This is a genomic window from Salmonella sp. 5800 (assembly GCF_046558195.1).
GTDB classification, from domain to species: Bacteria; Pseudomonadota; Gammaproteobacteria; order Enterobacterales; family Enterobacteriaceae; genus Salmonella; species Salmonella enterica.
Map to the genome: position 1 here is coordinate 852,277 of NZ_JBGDOX010000001.1, position 17,332 is coordinate 869,608.

The following is a 17,332-nucleotide window of genomic DNA, read 5'->3' on the forward strand; positions in this document are numbered from 1 at the left end:
CGTTATGAAATTTTTAACGCCTTGCGCAAAATGAACGGACAGACGATTAAAAAAGCATATTCCGGGCTAAATATTGAACCGGTAAAAAACAGTGACACCGGCGTAAAAAGATAGAGCTGTACCCGAAAATTGCGATTATCGCCAAACGCATTTAGCGCCATTTTTAAAACTTTCCCCATATACCACAGCGTCATTAGCACTGCGAACCAGGAAAAATAAATAATCAGCAGATACAATCCATTGTCTATGGTTTTCCCGACATCCGCACCGTTAAAGATTCCGAATGATGCGACATATTCATAAAGTGAGCCAAATCTGACTACACCATCAATATGGGTCAAGGAATATCCGACCATGACTAACGGGCCCACAATACGATAATAAGAAGATGAGCCTTCCGTCCCTAAATCGCCAAGTCGTGTCGCGATATAAGGAAATGCAATAATTACCCCAACCAAAAACAGGGTTAATGAGACCAGCGCCAGTGGAAGTTTTTTCTTTATCGCATCCTTATTCAAATATTGGAACGCCCACTCCAGAAGATAAAACAGGATAAAGGTCATTACCCCTGAAAATGATCCTGATAATATTATCCCTGCCAGAATCATAGCATCGCTTTTCGGTGTTTTGATACCAAACTGTTTGATGCTCAGCCAAATTGAGATTAGTGCCAAAGCGAAAAATGCCGGTTCAAAATAAAGCGCAGTGGTACGCTTACCGCCAAATTTTATGAAGTTCAGTACGTAGCTATTACTGTAAATGAGATATTTCGAAATTCCTTCCATAATACTGCTGCCGCCGGTAAGGATAATTTGCGCCATCTCAACCGCGGCGAGCGCGACCACTATACCCACCACCAGATAAAAAAAACGCAAAATCTTTCGGTGGTTATGCGCGGAAATGGTTTTGAATCGGATACTCCAGACCATCCCGATAATGACCACAATATAGACAAACAGCATCGTGGATGTGACATATTTACCGGCATTCAGCGACTGGCCGAACAGGAAGTTAAATGCCGTAAGCCCCGCGCCGATGCCTAAGGCGATCATCAATTTTTTTACGCTAATGCGTTCCACAAATAACAGCAGCAACAGCGGTAAAAAAGTGACGATGGTAATGGGAAAGCTTTCCCCCAGTTGGGCAATCTTGACATTGACCAGTAGGTAGATCAGCGGCAGCAGCAGATAGCTACAGATTCTGATAGAACGAGACATACTCCTCCAGCATCTGTTGACCGCTGTACGCGACGCGGCTACGCATACGAAAGGCGTCCAGCGTTGCGCCAAATACCGCCTGAGCAATCTCTGGCTTACGCCGCTGCGCCAGGCGCAGGACATCTGTAGCGGCAAAGGTCTGGCCGCCGGATTTCGCCAGTACCTCCTGCGCCGCCTCGCTGTGGGTGGCGATTACCGGTACGCCGATCGAGAGCGCTTCACACAAGATCAGCGGATAGTTATCGACCCGCGAGCTAAAGACCAGCGCATCCATCTCATTGAGCGCGCTCATTAATTTGCGCTTATCGGTTTCAAAACCGTGATTAACGACGTTTTGGCCAGTAAAAGGCGAAAATTTACCGAAGGTATGCAGTTCAATTTTTTCGCCCAGCGCCATCATGTCGTGTACCAGACGCTGGTCAGTTTTGCCGTCATAACGCAAGTCATGCGCCACAATGGCGATCCGCGGTTTGCCCGGATTCAGCGGCACAGGTGATAGCTGCGCGAGAATCGCCTCGGTCGCCAGATCGATACCGTTGTTAATAATCTGGCAGCGCCCCGCGCCATAAACGCTGTTAAAGGCCTCGGCCACGTGCTGGCTCGGCGAAATAAACCGGCAGCCAAGCCGCAGCATGTCACGAAAGCGCTGACGTTTGCCGTCAATAAGCTGGTGCGCCCGATCCACTCTAACCGGCGGATAATTGCTTAGGGTCGGGCATTTTTGGCAGCCGTTTTTCCAGCCCTCGCAACCGTCGGTGAAGGCGCAACGCCCGGTGACGCTCCAGTGATCGTGCAGCGTCCAGACCAGAGTGACGTCTGGTTTTTGCGCTTTGACTTTTTCGCAAAACGTCACGATGTCCGCCAGGTTTAGCCAGTAACTGTGGAGAACATGAAAATGCAGCACCAGCGGGCCGGATGTCTGGATAACCGTGCGGTAAAGATTGTCGAGATTGCCAAACAGATCGCGATTCAGGAAACGAAACAGCGCGATATTAGCGATTGCCGTGCCGCGCGGCGTCTGTTTTATCACCTGCGGATAACGGTGGTGGCTGACGCTTTTTTTTCCGCCTTTGCCATAACCATAGACAAAACGTGACGTCAGCCCTTTTTGCAGCGCCCGCAGATGGAGATCCAACGCCACTCCCGCCGCGCCGCCTTCCGCCAGCCGTACATTAAATTGCAGAATATTCATGTGCTGACCTTCACCCGTGCTTTTTCTCCCACCACCAGCGCATGGTCCGGAATACTGTCAAGCACCACGCTACCCGCGCCAATCGTGACGTGATTACCGATAGTAATATCGCCAAGCAGGATGACATTCGCCCCCAGCTCAACGCCGTGACCAATCACCGGACAAGCCAGGCTGTCCGCGCCGCGATTGCCAATGGTGACGCCGTGGCGAATGGTAAAATCGTCGCCGGCGACGACATGTTTGTTGATCACTACCGCGTAACCATGATGGATAGTGAACCGCCGACCAATGGTCGCGGCGGCCTGGATTTCATACCCGAACAGGCATTCCGTGATCACGCGATACAGCACCAGCACCGGCACGGCCCACAGATTATTCAGCACATTCTTTTTGCGCCAGACGGAACAAAAATGAGCGATACGGTAGGCCAGCACCATGCAACAGGGGCGTAAGCTCCAGCTATTCGCGCGTAAGTCTTCCAGCATCGTTATCGCCCCCGCAGCCCGGCCGCCAGGCGTTTGCTGTTACGCACGGAGAGCAACGTCAGCAACGTGCGCCAGGTCATTCGCTTATTGCGAATTTGGTACAGGGTAAAAAGCTGGTATTTTTTACTGGCGCGATCGAATTTATCTTTGTGCTTACGATAAAAATGGAAATAGCCGGAGAACTTTTTCGGCGAAGAGGTAATCTGCATCTCGCCGTGGTTGATATGTAAAATTTGCGTCGCCTCTTCGACTTTCCACGGTTCGCCATACTCCACCACCATGCGCAGAAAAATGTCGTAGTCCTGCGCCGCCTTGAGTTCGGTATCGAACAAACACGCTTTAAAACGCCAGGCCCAGGTAAAAACCTGATTGCCAATAATATTGCGCTTGTAGAATAAGCGGCGCGAATAAGGAGATTTCGGATACAGCGGCAGGCTGGCAGGCTGAGAGTAGACCTCGCCCTCACACACATAGTCGTTGGCATACAAAAAGGCGTGCGTAGTCAACTGGTGTTTATGGGCCAGAAACACGCTCAGACGGTTTGGCGTCCATTCATCGTCATCATCAATACCGGTAATGTAGTGTCCTTGCGCCTGCATAATGGCCTGGTTGCGAACCGCGCAGGCGCCGGTATTCCTGGCGTTATGGGTATAACGGACGCGCGGGTCGTTCAGCTCCTCAACAAATTGTTGTAGCTGCTGATAAGACGAGGAGCAATCATCCACGATGATCATCTCCCAGTGACGGTAGTCCTGACGTAGTACTGATTTAATCGCCCGGATAGCCAACTGCTGCCTGTTCCAGGTTGGCATATAAATTGAGATCAGCGGATTGTCTGTTGTCATGCTTATTCCCCAGATAGTTTTGCCGCATGGCGCTACGCTTGTCCGGCCTACAGTCACAGGCCGCGCCATCCGGCACGCCTTATTTTTTATTTGGAATCTGACTGGTATTCATACTCGTAATAGCCATAATCCTGGTAACCCGTCGCCCGGCGGAAAATGGAGTTGAGAATGACGCCTTTGACCTGAATGCCATTCTGGTCAAAACGGCTCAGACTGGTTTCCACCTCTTTTAAAGTGTTGACGGCATAACGCGCCACCATCAGCGTCGTCCCGACGTGACGACCCACAATCGCGGCGTCCGTCACGGCCAGAATCGGCGGCGTGTCGATTAATACCAGGTCGTAGCGACTGCTTGCCCAGGCGATCAGCTCGCCGAAGCGCTCGCTCATCAGCAATTCCGATGGATTAGGCGGTACCTGACCGCGCGGAATAAGATCAAAATTAGCGATCGCCGTGGGTTTCGCGCAGGAGGCTATCTCGCCTTTGCCCGCCAGAATGTCAGATAAGCCGTCCACGTTATTGGTGCCGAGCAGTTCATGGGTGTAGCCCTTGCGCATATCGCAGTCGATCAGTAATACCCGTTTATGCGTCTGGCTGATGACGGCCGCCAGGTTGGCGCAAACAAAGGTTTTGCCGATAGAGGGGCTGACGCCTGTGAGCATGAGTACATTATTTTGCGCCTGCATCATGGCGAAATGCAGGCTGGTGCGCAGGCTGCGAATCGCCTCAATCGCCAGATCGGTCGGATTGCCCACCGCCAGCAGTTGGCTCTGCTTGTAACGCTTAATTCCTTTAATGGTTTTGACGCTATCGCGCGCTTTTTGCCATTCCGACAGCGGAATACTGGCATAGACGCTGATCCCGTGCTCCTCCAGCGCCTGCGGGCTTTCAATACCGCGATTAAACAGCGAGCGCAGCAGCACGCCGACAATCGATAACATTAATCCCAGAATAATGCTGCCGAGAATAATCAACGCCTTTTTCGGCTTCAGCACGCCCGGCTGGGTAATCGCCGGGTCAACGATGCGCACGTCGCCAACGGTGCTGGCTTCGGTGATTTTCAGCTCCTGCTGTTTATTAAGCAGTTGCATATAAACCTGCTGGCCGGACTCCACATCGCGGGTCAAACGCACAATCTCCTGCTGGGTTTTCGGCATCGCCGTCACCCGCCCGTTCAGTTTGGCTTTTTCATCTTCCAGCGCTTTACGTTTTTCCAGCAGGGTGCGGTAAGCCGGATGCGCTTTGGTAAAGAGCTTGGAAATTTCTGCCTCTTTAAACGTCAACTCATTCAACTGGGCGTCGATATTAACCATCGAATCGAGCACCGCCTTCGCCTCCAGCGGTAAATCCACCGAGTCTTTATCCTGGCGGAAAGCGTTTAGCTTGTTTTCCGCCACATCCAGACGGCTGCGGACTTCCGGCAGTTGTTTTGCCAGAAACGCCAGGCTCTTCCCCGCCTCTTCAGATTTCCGCGCAATATCCTGTTGCAGATAGTTACGGGTAATACTGTTGAGAATTTCGCGGATCTGGTCGCGATCCTCTCCCGTGAACGTCAGGCTCAGAACGCCGGTATCTTTGCCGGTTTCCGTTACGGTGAGGTTATTTTGCAGGTTATTAATCATGCCAAGCGTTGAGAATTTACTCACCGTAAATTCTGTATCAGGACGGGCGTCAATTGCCTCTACCCGCATCGTCACGCCGTCTTTATTGAGTGGCTGGCCCACAACGCCCTGCGCGCTAAATCCGCCGTCGCTGACTAACTGATAACGTTTGTCGCCCAGCACTTTGAGGGTGAAGATCTGTCCGCTCATCGTCTCTGGTCGGGTGAATGTCGTGACTTTCACCATTTCATTGTGACGTCCCATCAGCCGTTCCCACCCGGCGCCAAAGAGCGGAAAGGTGTTTTTGGTGACGGCAATATCCAGATCCAGATCGTCAACGGTCTTCCCCAGCACCAGGCGCGATCGAATGAGCTGAATTTCCGCATCGGAAGCCGGCGGCTTATTCGCTAATGCGCTGTTGATATCCTGTACCAGCGAATTACCGGCGTTTTGTTCAATCTGCACCAACGCATCGGCGCTATAGATGGGCGTGGCGAAGAACGTATAAATTACCGCGCACAGCGCAAATATGGCCGTCGTCCCCAACACCCACCAACGCGCTTCAATCACCGTTCCAACCAGACGCCCGATATCGATTTCATCGCTACCCGTAACCGCCGCAGATTGTTTTACTTTTTCTGTCATGGTTTTCCCTGCTCTGCATTCAGTGCCTGCGCCCACTGGCGGGCAGACCTTTCCAGTAATGTGTACACCGCCTCAAACGCATCGCGGCTTTTGCGATACGGGTCCGGTATTTCACGCTCGCTGTCCCAGTGACCAAACAGCATTACCTTGCCGCGCATTTCCGGCGCAATGTCGCACAGGGCGGCGATGTGACGTTTCTCCATCGTCAGAATCAGGTCATATTCCCGGCACAGACGCGCGGAAATTTGCCTTGCGCAGTGATTTTCCAAAGACAGATCGTGGGCGCTCGCCACGCTCGCCGCCGCAGGATCGGCGCCTTTGCCGACCAGCGCGCCTAACCCGGCGGACGCAACCGTCAGCGAGGGATGAAAGCGCTTTAGCAAACGTTCCGCCGTCGGGGAACGGCAAACATTCCCCACACAGACCACTAAGATTTTGTTAAACATAACGATTACCAGGAATGAATGTCGCTGGCCGTATCCGTCATATAACGGACACCGCTAATGGTCGGCAGCAACTGATTGATCAGACGGTTCCAGCGAGCAACCGGCGCGGTCGTGACGTACACCACATCGTAAGGCTGAAGTCGGAATTCCGTCGCCATCACCAATGACGTGGCGTCAGACATATCAAGCTGGTAGATATTGGCGATCTTGCCGCCGCGTCCCCCCTCGCCTTTCAACGGACGAATCACAAAAATGCCGCTGGCGTTGGAGGTGGTCAGATCGATGCCTTCCGCATTGCCCAATGCTTCGGTGAGCGTCATGCCGCTGAAATCCATTTTGAGGGTGCTCTGTTTTTTCACTTCGCCCATGACAAAGACTTTCAGATCGTCATTGCGCGGCACATACAGAATGTCGCCAGGGTAGAGCAAGCGGTTCTGGCTAAGATCGCCATTTTGCATCAGCGCCTGTAGCGAAATGCGCTGTTCTTTGCCGTTGTGCGTCAACACGACGTTGCGCCAGTCCGCCATATCGGTCAGACCGCCCGCGGCGTTAATCGCATCCAGGACGGTTAGCGGTACGTTAGTAATGGCCTGCTGACCGGATTTATTCACCTGGCCGGAGATATACGCTTTTTGCGAGCGGAAAGCGGCGATATTGACATCCACCTGCGGGTCCGCGATGTACTTCGCTAAACGCCCGGTAATATCGCTGCGAATCTCTGACAAAGTTTTACCGACGACGCTAACCTTGCCAATGTAGGGATAAAACATGGTGCCGTCCGGCTGTACCCAGTTGCCGGTATCGCTTGAGCTACGGTACTGGCCCGCTGGCGTGGTCAATTCCGGGTGATCCCAGACGGTGACATTCAGCACATCGCCAGGCCCGACGCGATACTGATAGCTGGCAATCTCCTGGTCCAGCGACATATTCGGTTGCGCGACATTGGGCCGCGGGCGTAATTGCTCAACCAGCCGTGGCGTCAGCGGATACACATTGACCATCCGGTCGAGATCAAAGTCAGCGTCTTGCTGTTTGATCACATCTTTCCCCATCGTAGACATATTGCTGCCCGGAAGTACTGTGCAACCACTTATCAAGCTGAGCGACGCCAATAATGGCATCAATTTCATTTTGGATTTCATCATTGATTATTTATCACTTTGGCAGAGTCATTATCCTGTGCAATTTAAATAGCGGCTTCGTCCGTGCACATTTACCTTGCAGTTAATGGCAGAGAAAATTAACTGGCATCATTCTGAAAAAAAATCAATTCATCCGCAGGCTATTGACAGAATAATAAAGGCTTATATTCAGGCTTTCAGGCACGCTACCGCCCCTGGCTTTTTAGCTACCAATACACTGATTATTCTAAATTTTCGCATTCCCCTCCGATTTCATCCTCGTTCAGATAAAAATCTTCAGCGAAATAAAGGTTACGTATTAATAGTTTTCTCGATGTCGTGACAGGATATTTAAGAGCGCTATCTTAATCCTGCAAGAATTGTTGCAGCTAACCTAATGACAGGCAAGGTAACAAACCCGCCATTCTATATTTTTAAGATTAATATTAAATGAATTAACAGATGATTTTAGGATTTTATTGATGTTGACAATATTTATTTACCCCACTCCACCTGCGATATTTCCTAAATATATTCTTGACATTATTTAGTTTCCGACAGAAACATTACGGCTATTTTAAAGTTATTTTATAGCCGCGTAACAAAGATAAATTGCTCTGCGGCATTGCATTTTTCCGCCGTATTATCCATGATCGAATTGTGACAATTGTCATATTACAGAAGGTATTGCTCTTACTATGGAATGGATTGCCGATCCGTCAATCTGGGCCGGACTGGTAACGTTAATCGTTATCGAACTTGTTCTCGGCATTGATAACCTGGTCTTTATTGCCATCCTCGCTGAAAAACTACCGCCTGGGCAGCGCGACCGCGCGCGCATTACCGGCCTGATACTGGCGATGATCATGCGCCTGCTGCTGCTGGCGTCAATCTCGTGGCTGGTCACCTTGACTAAGCCGCTCTTTAGCGTACAGGCGTTAAGCTTCAGCGCCCGCGATCTGATTATGCTGTTCGGCGGCTTCTTCCTGCTCTTTAAAGCCACCATGGAGCTCAACGAACGGCTGGAAGGGAAAGATAGCACCAACCCTACCCAGCGTAAGGGGGCGAAATTCTGGGCGGTGGTCGCGCAAATCGTGGTGCTGGACGCTATCTTTTCTCTCGACTCCGTGATTACCGCCGTGGGGATGGTCGATCACCTGGCGGTCATGATGGCGGCAGTGATAATCGCCATTAGCCTGATGCTGCTTGCCAGCAAGTCACTGACCCGATTTGTGAACAACCATCCCACCATTGTCATTTTGTGTCTTAGCTTCCTGCTAATGATCGGCTTTAGCCTGGTGGCGGAAGGGTTTGGTTTCCACATTCCGAAAGGGTATCTGTACGCGGCTATCGGCTTCTCGGTGATGATCGAGGCGCTCAACCAACTGGCTATTTTTAACCGCCGCCGTTTTCTTTCCGCTAACCATACGCTGCGCCAGCGCACAACGGAGGCCGTGATGCGGCTGATTAGCGGTAAAAAAGAGGATGCCGAACTGGATGCGGAAACCGCTGCGATGCTGGCAGACCATGACGACAGCCAGATTTTTAATCCGCAGGAGCGCAGGATGATCGAGCGGGTGCTGAATCTCAACCAGCGCACCGTAAGTAGCATCATGACGTCGCGCCACGATATCGAGCATATCGATCTCAACGCGCCGGAAGCGGAAATCCGCGCTCTGCTGGAAAAGAACCAGCATACGCGTCTGGTCGTGACGGGTGAAAATGAACAGGAAGATTTACTCGGCGTCGTCCACGTCATCGATCTGTTGCAACAATCGCTGCGCGGCGAACCGCTCAACCTGCGGGCGCTGATTCGCCAACCGCTGGTTTTCCCGGAAACATTGCCGCTGCTGCCTGCGCTGGAGCAGTTCCGTAACGCCAGAACCCATTTTGCCTTTGTCGTAGATGAGTTTGGCTCGGTTGAAGGCATTGTGACATTAAGCGATGTCATGGAGACTATCGCCGGTAATCTGCCGAATGAAGTCGAGGAAATTGACGCCCGCCACGATATTCAGAAGAACCCGGACGGTTCCTGGACAGCAAACGGCCATATGCCGCTGGAGGATTTGGTGCAGTACGTGCCGCTACCGCTGGATGAAAAACGGGAATACCATACGATTGCCGGATTATTGATGGAATATTTGCAGCGCATACCGCAAACCGGTGAAGAGGTTCAGGTGGGCGATTATTTGCTGAAAACATTGCAGGTAGAAAGCCATCGAGTGCAGAAAGTGCAGTTAATTCCGCTGCATAACGGCGAGCCAGACCAGGAGATGTAACGTCTGTTCGCCTGCCCCGGCCTGCTTACCAGGCAGGCCGGAGGCGCGTTAACCTCGCCATCCGGCTCTGCCCTTTGGCCAAAAACTACAGCTTATCCAGCAGTTTCTTCACATCTTTACCGTTGCGGGTATCTTTATTGCGATCCGCCCAGTCGTTGAGCCGACGCTTCGCCTCATCCTGTAAATGCTTGCGCAATAACTGATCCACTTGCAGGGTATAGTTCAGCTCCTGCCACTTGCCATAGACGCGCAGCGGCACCGGCGTCTCTTTCAGGAAGGTGATCAGGTTGCTATTGCCGTTCCATCCGCCCAGCACACGCAGATTAAATTGCGTATCACAGCTCTGCTTAACCAGGTCCAGCGTTCCGCTGCCGGTTAACGCCAGCATAGAAGATTGCCCGACCATGTCGTCGAGCGTCAGCGTGCCCTTATTTAGCGTCAGATCGGTCGTGAAGCGATCCAGTCGGGTCGCATTGTCCATATTTTCCTGCGACTGCTGCGCGTCGCCGCCGCTTCGCTCTACGGCCTGCTGCACCAGTTGCTGGAAATTCATTCCTTCAAGGCGCGTATTGCTCATGTCAACATGCGCTTTTCCTTTCCAGCTGTGGCGAAATGCCTCCGCGTCAATATCCGCTCCGGAGAAATCGCCAACCAGCGACATCTTACCGGTCAGGCTAATCGGATAATTAAAGGCTTTCAGGATAGTCCCAATCTCAACATGGTTGAGGCGAGGGTGGAACTCGATGCGCGGACTGGCGGTGCGGGCGTCCAGCGTGCCGGGCAGCGACATCTCTCCGTCGGCCAGTTTCCCCTGCAACTCAGTAATATCCAGCAATCCGGCCTGATTAGACATCTTCGTCGAAACCTGGGTAAAGTCCATTCCCCGCCAGCGAACTGAATCCGCCTGTAAAGTAATCTCCGCCGTAAAGCTTTGCAGCCCCTGATAAGGCGGCGCACCAACACGCGACGCGATAACTGGCCTGGTCAGGGGGAGCGTATTTTGCCCCTGCGACACCGCGCCGCCCGTCTGTGCCACGGTGCTATGATGCGGCAACAGGTTGTCCAGATTAAGATTGCTGGACTGGAGGTCAATTTGCCATTCCGGCTGCTCCGCCAGCGTTACCTGAACATGCCCGGTCAGAGAACTGTCATTCGCCGTTAAATTTAAGTGGTTAAATGAAAGACGTTTTTGCGCTTCCTGCCACTGAGCCTGCAGTTGTCCCTGCCCCTCAATCCCCTGCGCCGGTAAATCCGCGCCCTGCAATTGCCAGCGCAGTTGCTCAATACCCGCGGTTAAATTATGCGGATAATCGGAAGCATCCACCGTTCCGCTAAACGATAAAGCAAGATCCCGCTGATCGCGGTTCACGCGTCCCGAAAAATCAAACGTGCCGCGATGCTCGGCATCTTGTTCCATATTCAGACGAATATCGCGCACCGTGACCTGATCATCATTTTCATGCTGGAAAACCAGCACGCTGTCGGCAACGCGCAGGCTACGAATATCAAACGACCAGCCGCGATCTTCCGCTACGTCCGGCAAGGTATTATCTTTCGGCGCGACCGGCGCATCATCGCTGCGTACCGCTTCCGTTTGCGGCGTCAGTTGAATCACCCCGCCTTTCAGCATCACCTGCTTAACATGAAGCTGATGACTCAATAGCGGCCATAAAGCGACGTCCAGGCGCATATTGTCAGCCCGCACCAGCGGTTCGCTGGCGCCTCGCGCCGTTAGCGTCATTCGCCCGGAAAGGATGCTGAGTTGCGGCCATACGTGCCAGCGCAGCGGCCCGTCCAGTTGCAACTGATATTCACTACGCGCGGCAACCTGCTGCACCATATAGGCGCGGAAATCATTCGGATTGACCAACAATACCAACGCAGAGAATCCGGCCACCAGCACGACCAGGAGAATCATCAGCGTCGTCAGAAATCGTCTCATGCTACCCTCAATGGACCGGCAGTATTGCGCCGAATGGCTCAGTCTTTATCAATCCGGCTGGCAACAGCGCCCTGCTGATCGCGATATTTGGCATCCTGACGGCGGTTATAAGGCCGCGCCGCCGGGCCTGACAGCGGCTCAAAGCTCAGCGCGCCGATGAGCATACCCGGACGCAACGCCAGCGGCAGCTTCCCGGAGTTGTAAAACTCAAGCACAATGCAGCCCGACCAGCCAGGATCGATACGGTGCGCCGTCACATGCACCATCAGCCCCAGACGCGCCAGCGAGGAACGACCATCCAGCCAGCCCACTAAATCCGGCGGCAGGGTAACGGATTCAAAGGTGACGGCCAGCGCCAACTCGCCCGGATGCAGATAAAATGCCTCGCCGTCCGGCAAAACGATTTCATCGCTCATCACGCGATCCAGCGCCGCGCTGACCTCATCTTTCGGCCCGCTCAGATCGATAAACGCCGCCGTATGGCCACGGAAGGTTCGAAATTTATTGCCAAGACGTACATCGACCGTCGCGCCGTTAATGCGCTCTACGGGAGGTCGCGGGGTGATAGACAAACGGCCTTCATCCAGCCAGGCTTCAATATCTCGGTCGCATAAACGCATGGCACTTTCTCCTTTCGCGCATCAAGCCCTTAAATCAAGCACATCAAGGGCTAACCAGGTTATCACTGAACGGTACACAATTCGCCAGATTTATTCAAAGAACTGGCTGATTTTCGCTTTCAGAATATCAATAGCGATGCGGTTTTTACCGCCGCGCGGCACGATAATATCCGCATATTGTTTGGAAGGCTCAATAAATTGCAGGAACATCGGACGCACCGTTTTCTGATATTGCGCCATCACCGAATCCATTGAGCGACCACGCTCGTTCACATCGCGTTTGATACGGCGCATCAAACAGATATCCAGCGGCGTATCGACAAAAATAGAGAAGTTCATCTCTTCACGCAAACGCGCGTCGGTCAGTAACAGAATACCTTCAAGAATAATCACTTTCTTCGGTTCTACGCGAACCGTTTCCTGCATACGGGTATGCTCAACATAACTGTATACCGGTAATTCAATCGCCGAACCGCGCTTGAGCGCCTGAAGATGCTGAAATAGCAGGCTGTGATCCATCGCATTCGGATGGTCATAGTTAGTTTTTACGCGTTCTTCCATCGACAGATGGCTTTGATCTTTGTAATAACTGTCTTCGGGAATAACGCCAATATGTTCGTCACCCACTTGTTCACGCAATTCGCGGTAAAGGGTACTGGCAATAAGACTCTTGCCGGAAGCCGATGCGCCAGCGATACCGATAATGACGCACTGATGAGACTGATCAGTCATAAATTTAGCGACCTGATTAACCTGGATGTAAGGAAGGGGGGCGCCGAAACGCCAAACGCGGCAATTATAGGGATTTCAGCAGCGCGATACCAGTCCGGCGCTATGCCACGGTGAATTTGTTGGCAGCGCATTCGACGTCGCGACGTAAAAGCGTTCAGTTTTAACGCGGACAGCGGATTTATCGACCCGTCTGGAGGAGGAATACGCCGGGAGCCACAATTTATATTCAGCCAGCGTATAAATCATTACGCGTTTATACTAGCATAATCACAGAGTAAACTGACGCGTCCGGTATTCCGCGACGTTACCGGCAATTCGGATAGAGTGGTAATGAGTAAACCATCCCAACATGTTTTCGTTACCGTCCCCCACCCGCTATTGCGTCTGGTCAGTTTAGGCCTGGTCGCGTTTGTCTTTACGCTCTTTTCGCTCGTATTATCGCGTGTCGGCACCCAACTCGCGCCGCTGTGGTTCCCCACCTCCATTATGATGGTCGCGTTTTACCGCCATGCGGGCCGTCTGTGGCCTGGGATCGCGGTCGCCTGCTCGCTCGGCAGCATCGGCGCCTCACTGACTTTATTTCCTGCCGCCTCGCTTAACTTTAGCTGGACGGCAATAAATATTATCGAGGCGGCCACTGGCGCGATACTGCTGCGAAAACTGCTCCCCAGCTACAACCCCTTACAAAATTTGAATGACTGGTTTCGTCTGGCTATCGGCAGCGCCGTGATTCCGCCGCTACTCGGCGGCCTGTTATTTTGGCTGATAGCGCCGGAAGCGGTCGCCTCGAAAGCGTTTCTGATTTGGGTATTATCGGAAGCCATCGGCGCGCTGACGCTGGTACCGTTAGGTTTACTGTTTAAACCACACTATCTGTTGCGTCATCGCGACCCGCATCTGTTGCTGGAAACGCTATTGACGCTGGTCATTACGCTGGCGCTAAGCTGGCTCGCTATGCGCTATATTCCGTGGCCGTTTACGTGCGTTATCGTCCTGTTGATGTGGAGTGCGGTGCGCCTGCCGCGAATGGAGGCGTTTTTAATTTTTTTAGCTACCGTTATCGTGGTCTCGCTCATGCTGGCCAATGACCCCACGCTGCTCGCCACGCCGAAAACCGACGTGATGGTCAATATGCCGTGGCTGCCTTTTTTAATGATCCTGCTGCCTGCCAATATGATGACGATGGTGATGTACGCGTTTCGCACGGAACGCAAACATATCACCGAGAGCGAATCCCGCTTTCGCAACGCGATGGAGTATTCAGCCATTGGTATGGCGCTGGTCGGTACGGAGGGTCAGTGGCTACAGGTCAATAAATCTCTGAGCCATTTTCTTGGCTATAGCCAGGATGAATTACGCACGATGACATTTCAGCAATTGACCTGGCCGGAAGACCTGAATAATGACCTTGAACAGCTAAACATGCTGGTGCGCGGCGACATCAACAGCTATTCCATGGAAAAACGCTACTACACCCGCAACGGCGATGTCGTCTGGGCGCTACTGGCCGTCTCGCTGGTTCGTCATAAAGACAATAAACCTCTCTATTTTATTGCTCAGATTGAAGATATTAACGATCTCAAGCAAAGCGAGCAGGAAAACCAGCGGTTGATGGAGCGTATTACACAGGCGAACGACGCGCTGTTTCAGGAAAAAGAACGGTTGCACATCACGCTTGACTCTATCGGAGAAGCGGTGGTGTGTATTGATGTCGCGATGAATATCACCTTTATGAACCCGATCGCCGAGAAGATGAGCGGCTGGCGGCAAGAGGATGCTTTAGGCGCACCATTATTAACGGTTCTGCGCATTACGTCAGGTAATAAGGGACCGCTGCTGGAAGATATTTATCGCGCCGACAGGTCGCGATCGGACATGGAACAGGAGATAGTGCTCCATTGTCATAACGGCGGCAGCTACGATATTCATTACAGTATCACGCCGCTCAGTACGCTTGACGGCGATAAGATTGGTTCGGTTCTGGTTATCCAGGACGTTACCGAATCACGAAAAATGTTACGCCAGCTCAGCTACAGCGCAACGCATGACGCCCTCACCCATCTTGCCAACCGCGCCAGTTTTGAAAAGCAGCTTCAACAGCGCCTGCAAACAATACAGGAATCGCCTCAACATCATGCGCTGGTGTTTATCGATCTGGACCGTTTTAAAGCGGTTAACGACAGCGCGGGACATGCCGCCGGCGATGCCTTATTGCGCGAGCTCGCGTCACTGATGCTCAGTATGCTTCGCTCCGGCGATCTTCTGGCCCGTCTGGGTGGCGATGAGTTTGGCCTGTTGCTGCCGGATTGTAATAGTGACAGCGCGCGCTTTATCGTGACGCGGCTTATCAACGCCGTTAATGAATATCACTTTATGTGGGAAGGACGCCTGCATCGGATCGGCGCCAGCGCCGGGATCACAATGATAAATAAACATAACTGCCAGCTCACAGAGGTCGTGTCTCAGGCCGATATTGCCTGCTACGCCGCGAAAAATAGCGGTCGAGGCCGTCTGACCGTGTACGAACCGCAGCACGCATTAACCTCCTCAAAGGGAATGATGCCGCTGGAAGAACAGTGGCATATGATTAAAAATAACCACCTGCTAATGCTTGCCAGAAACGTCGCGCCGCCGCGTACGCCGGAGGCCACCAGCTTTTGGCTGGTCTCACTCAGGCTGTGGACCAGCGAAGGGGAAGTGATGGAAGAGCGCGCGTTCCGGGCAGGATTAGCCGACTCCGCGCTGCATCACGCGCTTGACCGACGGGTATTCCATGAGTTTTTCCACCATGCGGCGACCGCCGTCGCCAGCAAGGGATTAAGCGTTGCGCTGCCGCTGTCCGCCGCAGGATTATACAGCGCGACCCTTATTGATGAGCTGCTGGAACAACTGGAGCATAGCCCACTGCCGCCACGGTTATTACATCTGATTATCCCGGCTGACGTTATCGTTAAGCAGGCGCAGACCGCCGCTGCGACTCTGCGAAAACTGCGACAACGCGGCTGCCAGGTGATTCTCAGCCATGTCGGGCGCGATTTACAGCTGTTTAATTTACTGACCCCGCATATCGCTGATTATTTACTGCTGGATAGCGACCTTATCGCCAACGTTCATGAGAGTTTAATGGATGAAATGCTGACCTCGATCATCCAGGGACACGCCCAGCATCTGGACATCAAAACGCTCGCCGGGCCGGTACAAAACCCACAGGTGCTGGATACGCTCTCCCGTATTGGCGTGGATCTAATTTATGGCGACACTATCGCCGAAGCGCAACCGCTGGATTTGTTACTGAATACCAGCTATTTCGCTATCCATTGACGGTTGCCAGCCGTGGGTATACCAGATATGCAGTAGCGCGTAGGAACGCCACGGTTTCCAGCGCTCCGCGTAGCGACGGATCTGCGCGGGCGTCATCCCGGCGAAGCGCTGCTTAATTAAGTAATCATCGGGTAAAAAGATATCTTTTGCCTGCCAACCGCGCAGGGCGAAATAGTTCGCCGTCCAGCGGCCAATTCCCGGAAACGTTTGTAAATTTTTAACGCTCTGCTCAATATCCGGCGGCGCGGCGAGCGCCAGTTTTCCCGCCAGCGTCGCCTGCGCCAGATGAATCAGCGCTTCGGCGCGCCGCAGCGGCATCCCCAGAGCTTTAAGCGCCAGCGGATCGGCCAACGCCAGCGTTTCCGGACCGGGAAAACAGACATAATCGGGCGCATCCGGCAACGCCTCGCCATAGCGGCGCGCCACTTTCGCCGTCAACTTTGCCGCCATCGCGACACTCACCAGTTGCCCCAGTATCGCCCGCACGCCTTGTTCAAACGTATCAACCGATCCCGGTAAACGCAGCCCCGGTCTGTCCTCACCCAGTGGCCCCAGCACGGCGGCAACCTGCGCGGGCTGGCAGTCAAGATCAAACAGACGCGAAACCTTCGCCAGACACGCCGGCGCGACGGGAAGTAATCCGGCGCTTACGCTCACCTGCACAGTGTGGGTGGGCAGATGGGGCCTCACGCTGACCAGTCCGCAATGCTCGCCCACCACCAGGCTGCGCGCATAAAAGCCCTCGCCTACTGTTTCCACGCCGTCCACCGCACGCGCGGCAAGAAAGCCCAACATCCACGACCAGTCGTAAGGCGGCTGCCAGCTCAGGGTAAACATACTTTTCTCCTTTATTTGACCTTTCAGCATAAACGCTAATCGCACGTAA

At 53.0% G+C, this 17,332-nt stretch carries 13 protein-coding genes; 2 read left to right on the top strand and 11 right to left on the bottom strand.

Annotation, left to right across the window (positions count from 1 at the left end):
- Positions 1 to 2: 2 nt before the first annotated feature.
- From wcaD to ACLJZ5_RS04405, 7 genes are all read right to left on the bottom strand, one after another.
- Positions 3 to 1,217, bottom strand: coding sequence for a colanic acid polymerase WcaD (gene wcaD, locus ACLJZ5_RS04375; protein WP_000091392.1), 1,215 nt, complete (start codon positions 1,215 to 1,217; stop codon positions 3 to 5).
- Positions 1,192 to 2,409, bottom strand: a complete 1,218-nt coding sequence (gene wcaC, locus ACLJZ5_RS04380) for a colanic acid biosynthesis glycosyltransferase WcaC (protein WP_024797742.1) — start codon at positions 2,407 to 2,409, stop codon at positions 1,192 to 1,194. Before wcaC ends, wcaD begins: the two co-directional genes overlap by 26 nt.
- Positions 2,406 to 2,894: a colanic acid biosynthesis acetyltransferase WcaB gene (wcaB, locus tag ACLJZ5_RS04385; protein WP_024797741.1), complete on the bottom strand. Its 489-nt coding sequence runs from the start codon at positions 2,892 to 2,894 to the stop codon at positions 2,406 to 2,408. The genes wcaC and wcaB overlap by 4 nt, the downstream gene beginning before the upstream one ends.
- A gap of 2 nt (positions 2,895 to 2,896) precedes the next feature.
- Complete coding sequence (gene wcaA / locus ACLJZ5_RS04390) at positions 2,897 to 3,739, bottom strand: colanic acid biosynthesis glycosyltransferase WcaA (RefSeq protein WP_000205695.1); 843 nt, start codon at positions 3,737 to 3,739, stop codon at positions 2,897 to 2,899.
- An 86-nt stretch (positions 3,740 to 3,825) separates the two neighbouring features.
- The gene (wzc, locus tag ACLJZ5_RS04395; RefSeq protein WP_000137227.1) at positions 3,826 to 5,985 is read right to left on the bottom strand and encodes a tyrosine-protein kinase Wzc; all 2,160 of its coding nucleotides are present in this window, start codon (positions 5,983 to 5,985) and stop codon (positions 3,826 to 3,828) included.
- Complete coding sequence (gene wzb / locus ACLJZ5_RS04400) at positions 5,982 to 6,431, bottom strand: low molecular weight protein-tyrosine-phosphatase Wzb (RefSeq protein WP_000482224.1); 450 nt, start codon at positions 6,429 to 6,431, stop codon at positions 5,982 to 5,984. Before wzb ends, wzc begins: the two co-directional genes overlap by 4 nt.
- 5 nt (positions 6,432 to 6,436) lie before the next feature.
- A complete protein-coding gene (locus ACLJZ5_RS04405) occupies positions 6,437 to 7,576 on the bottom strand; it encodes a polysaccharide export protein (RefSeq protein ID WP_000978077.1) in 1,140 nt (379 codons plus the stop codon).
- Positions 7,577 to 8,250: 674 nt separating this feature from the next.
- Between ACLJZ5_RS04405 and ACLJZ5_RS04410 the strand changes: the two genes are divergently transcribed.
- Positions 8,251 to 9,831, top strand: coding sequence for a TerC family protein (locus tag ACLJZ5_RS04410; RefSeq protein ID WP_024797740.1), 1,581 nt, complete (start codon positions 8,251 to 8,253; stop codon positions 9,829 to 9,831).
- Positions 9,832 to 9,916: 85 nt separating this feature from the next.
- Here the strand turns inward: ACLJZ5_RS04410 and asmA are convergent, their stop codons facing one another.
- The 3 genes from asmA to udk all read right to left on the bottom strand — a co-directional run bounded on the left by asmA (position 9,917) and on the right by udk (position 13,125).
- Complete coding sequence (gene asmA / locus ACLJZ5_RS04415) at positions 9,917 to 11,773, bottom strand: outer membrane assembly protein AsmA (protein WP_024798500.1); 1,857 nt, start codon at positions 11,771 to 11,773, stop codon at positions 9,917 to 9,919.
- A 38-nt stretch (positions 11,774 to 11,811) separates the two neighbouring features.
- The gene (dcd, locus tag ACLJZ5_RS04420) at positions 11,812 to 12,393 is read right to left on the bottom strand and encodes a dCTP deaminase (protein ID WP_001234783.1); all 582 of its coding nucleotides are present in this window, start codon (positions 12,391 to 12,393) and stop codon (positions 11,812 to 11,814) included.
- 90 nt (positions 12,394 to 12,483) lie between these two features.
- Positions 12,484 to 13,125 carry a uridine kinase gene (udk, locus tag ACLJZ5_RS04425; protein WP_000132082.1) on the bottom strand — a complete coding sequence of 214 codons (642 nt, stop codon included), beginning with the start codon at positions 13,123 to 13,125 and terminating at the stop codon, positions 12,484 to 12,486.
- A 330-nt stretch (positions 13,126 to 13,455) separates the two neighbouring features.
- Between udk and ACLJZ5_RS04430 the strand changes: the two genes are divergently transcribed.
- Positions 13,456 to 16,446, top strand: coding sequence for an MASE1 domain-containing protein (locus ACLJZ5_RS04430; protein ID WP_024797558.1), 2,991 nt, complete (start codon positions 13,456 to 13,458; stop codon positions 16,444 to 16,446).
- Here the strand turns inward: ACLJZ5_RS04430 and alkA are convergent.
- Positions 16,414 to 17,283: a DNA-3-methyladenine glycosylase 2 gene (alkA, locus tag ACLJZ5_RS04435; RefSeq protein WP_024797559.1), complete on the bottom strand. Its 870-nt coding sequence runs from the start codon at positions 17,281 to 17,283 to the stop codon at positions 16,414 to 16,416. The two genes, ACLJZ5_RS04430 and alkA, sit on opposite strands and share 33 nt — an antisense overlap.
- Positions 17,284 to 17,332: the final 49 nt, after the last annotated feature.

Coding starts and splice junctions, on each gene's coding strand:
- wcaD (WP_000091392.1), bottom strand. CDS start 1,217: ATGTCTCGTTCTATCAGAATCTGTAGCTATCTGCTGCTGCCGCTGATC.
- ACLJZ5_RS04410 (WP_024797740.1), top strand. CDS start 8,251: ATGGAATGGATTGCCGATCCGTCAATCTGGGCCGGACTGGTAACGTTA.
- dcd (WP_001234783.1), bottom strand. CDS start 12,393: ATGCGTTTATGCGACCGAGATATTGAAGCCTGGCTGGATGAAGGCCGT.
- udk (WP_000132082.1), bottom strand. CDS start 13,125: ATGACTGATCAGTCTCATCAGTGCGTCATTATCGGTATCGCTGGCGCA.
- wcaA (WP_000205695.1), bottom strand. CDS start 3,739: ATGACAACAGACAATCCGCTGATCTCAATTTATATGCCAACCTGGAAC.
- asmA (WP_024798500.1), bottom strand. CDS start 11,773: ATGAGACGATTTCTGACGACGCTGATGATTCTCCTGGTCGTGCTGGTG.
- ACLJZ5_RS04430 (WP_024797558.1), top strand. CDS start 13,456: ATGAGTAAACCATCCCAACATGTTTTCGTTACCGTCCCCCACCCGCTA.
- wzc (WP_000137227.1), bottom strand. CDS start 5,985: ATGACAGAAAAAGTAAAACAATCTGCGGCGGTTACGGGTAGCGATGAA.
- alkA (WP_024797559.1), bottom strand. CDS start 17,283: ATGTTTACCCTGAGCTGGCAGCCGCCTTACGACTGGTCGTGGATGTTG.
- ACLJZ5_RS04405 (WP_000978077.1), bottom strand. CDS start 7,576: ATGATGAAATCCAAAATGAAATTGATGCCATTATTGGCGTCGCTCAGC.
- wcaC (WP_024797742.1), bottom strand. CDS start 2,409: ATGAATATTCTGCAATTTAATGTACGGCTGGCGGAAGGCGGCGCGGCG.
- wcaB (WP_024797741.1), bottom strand. CDS start 2,894: ATGCTGGAAGACTTACGCGCGAATAGCTGGAGCTTACGCCCCTGTTGC.
- wzb (WP_000482224.1), bottom strand. CDS start 6,431: ATGTTTAACAAAATCTTAGTGGTCTGTGTGGGGAATGTTTGCCGTTCC.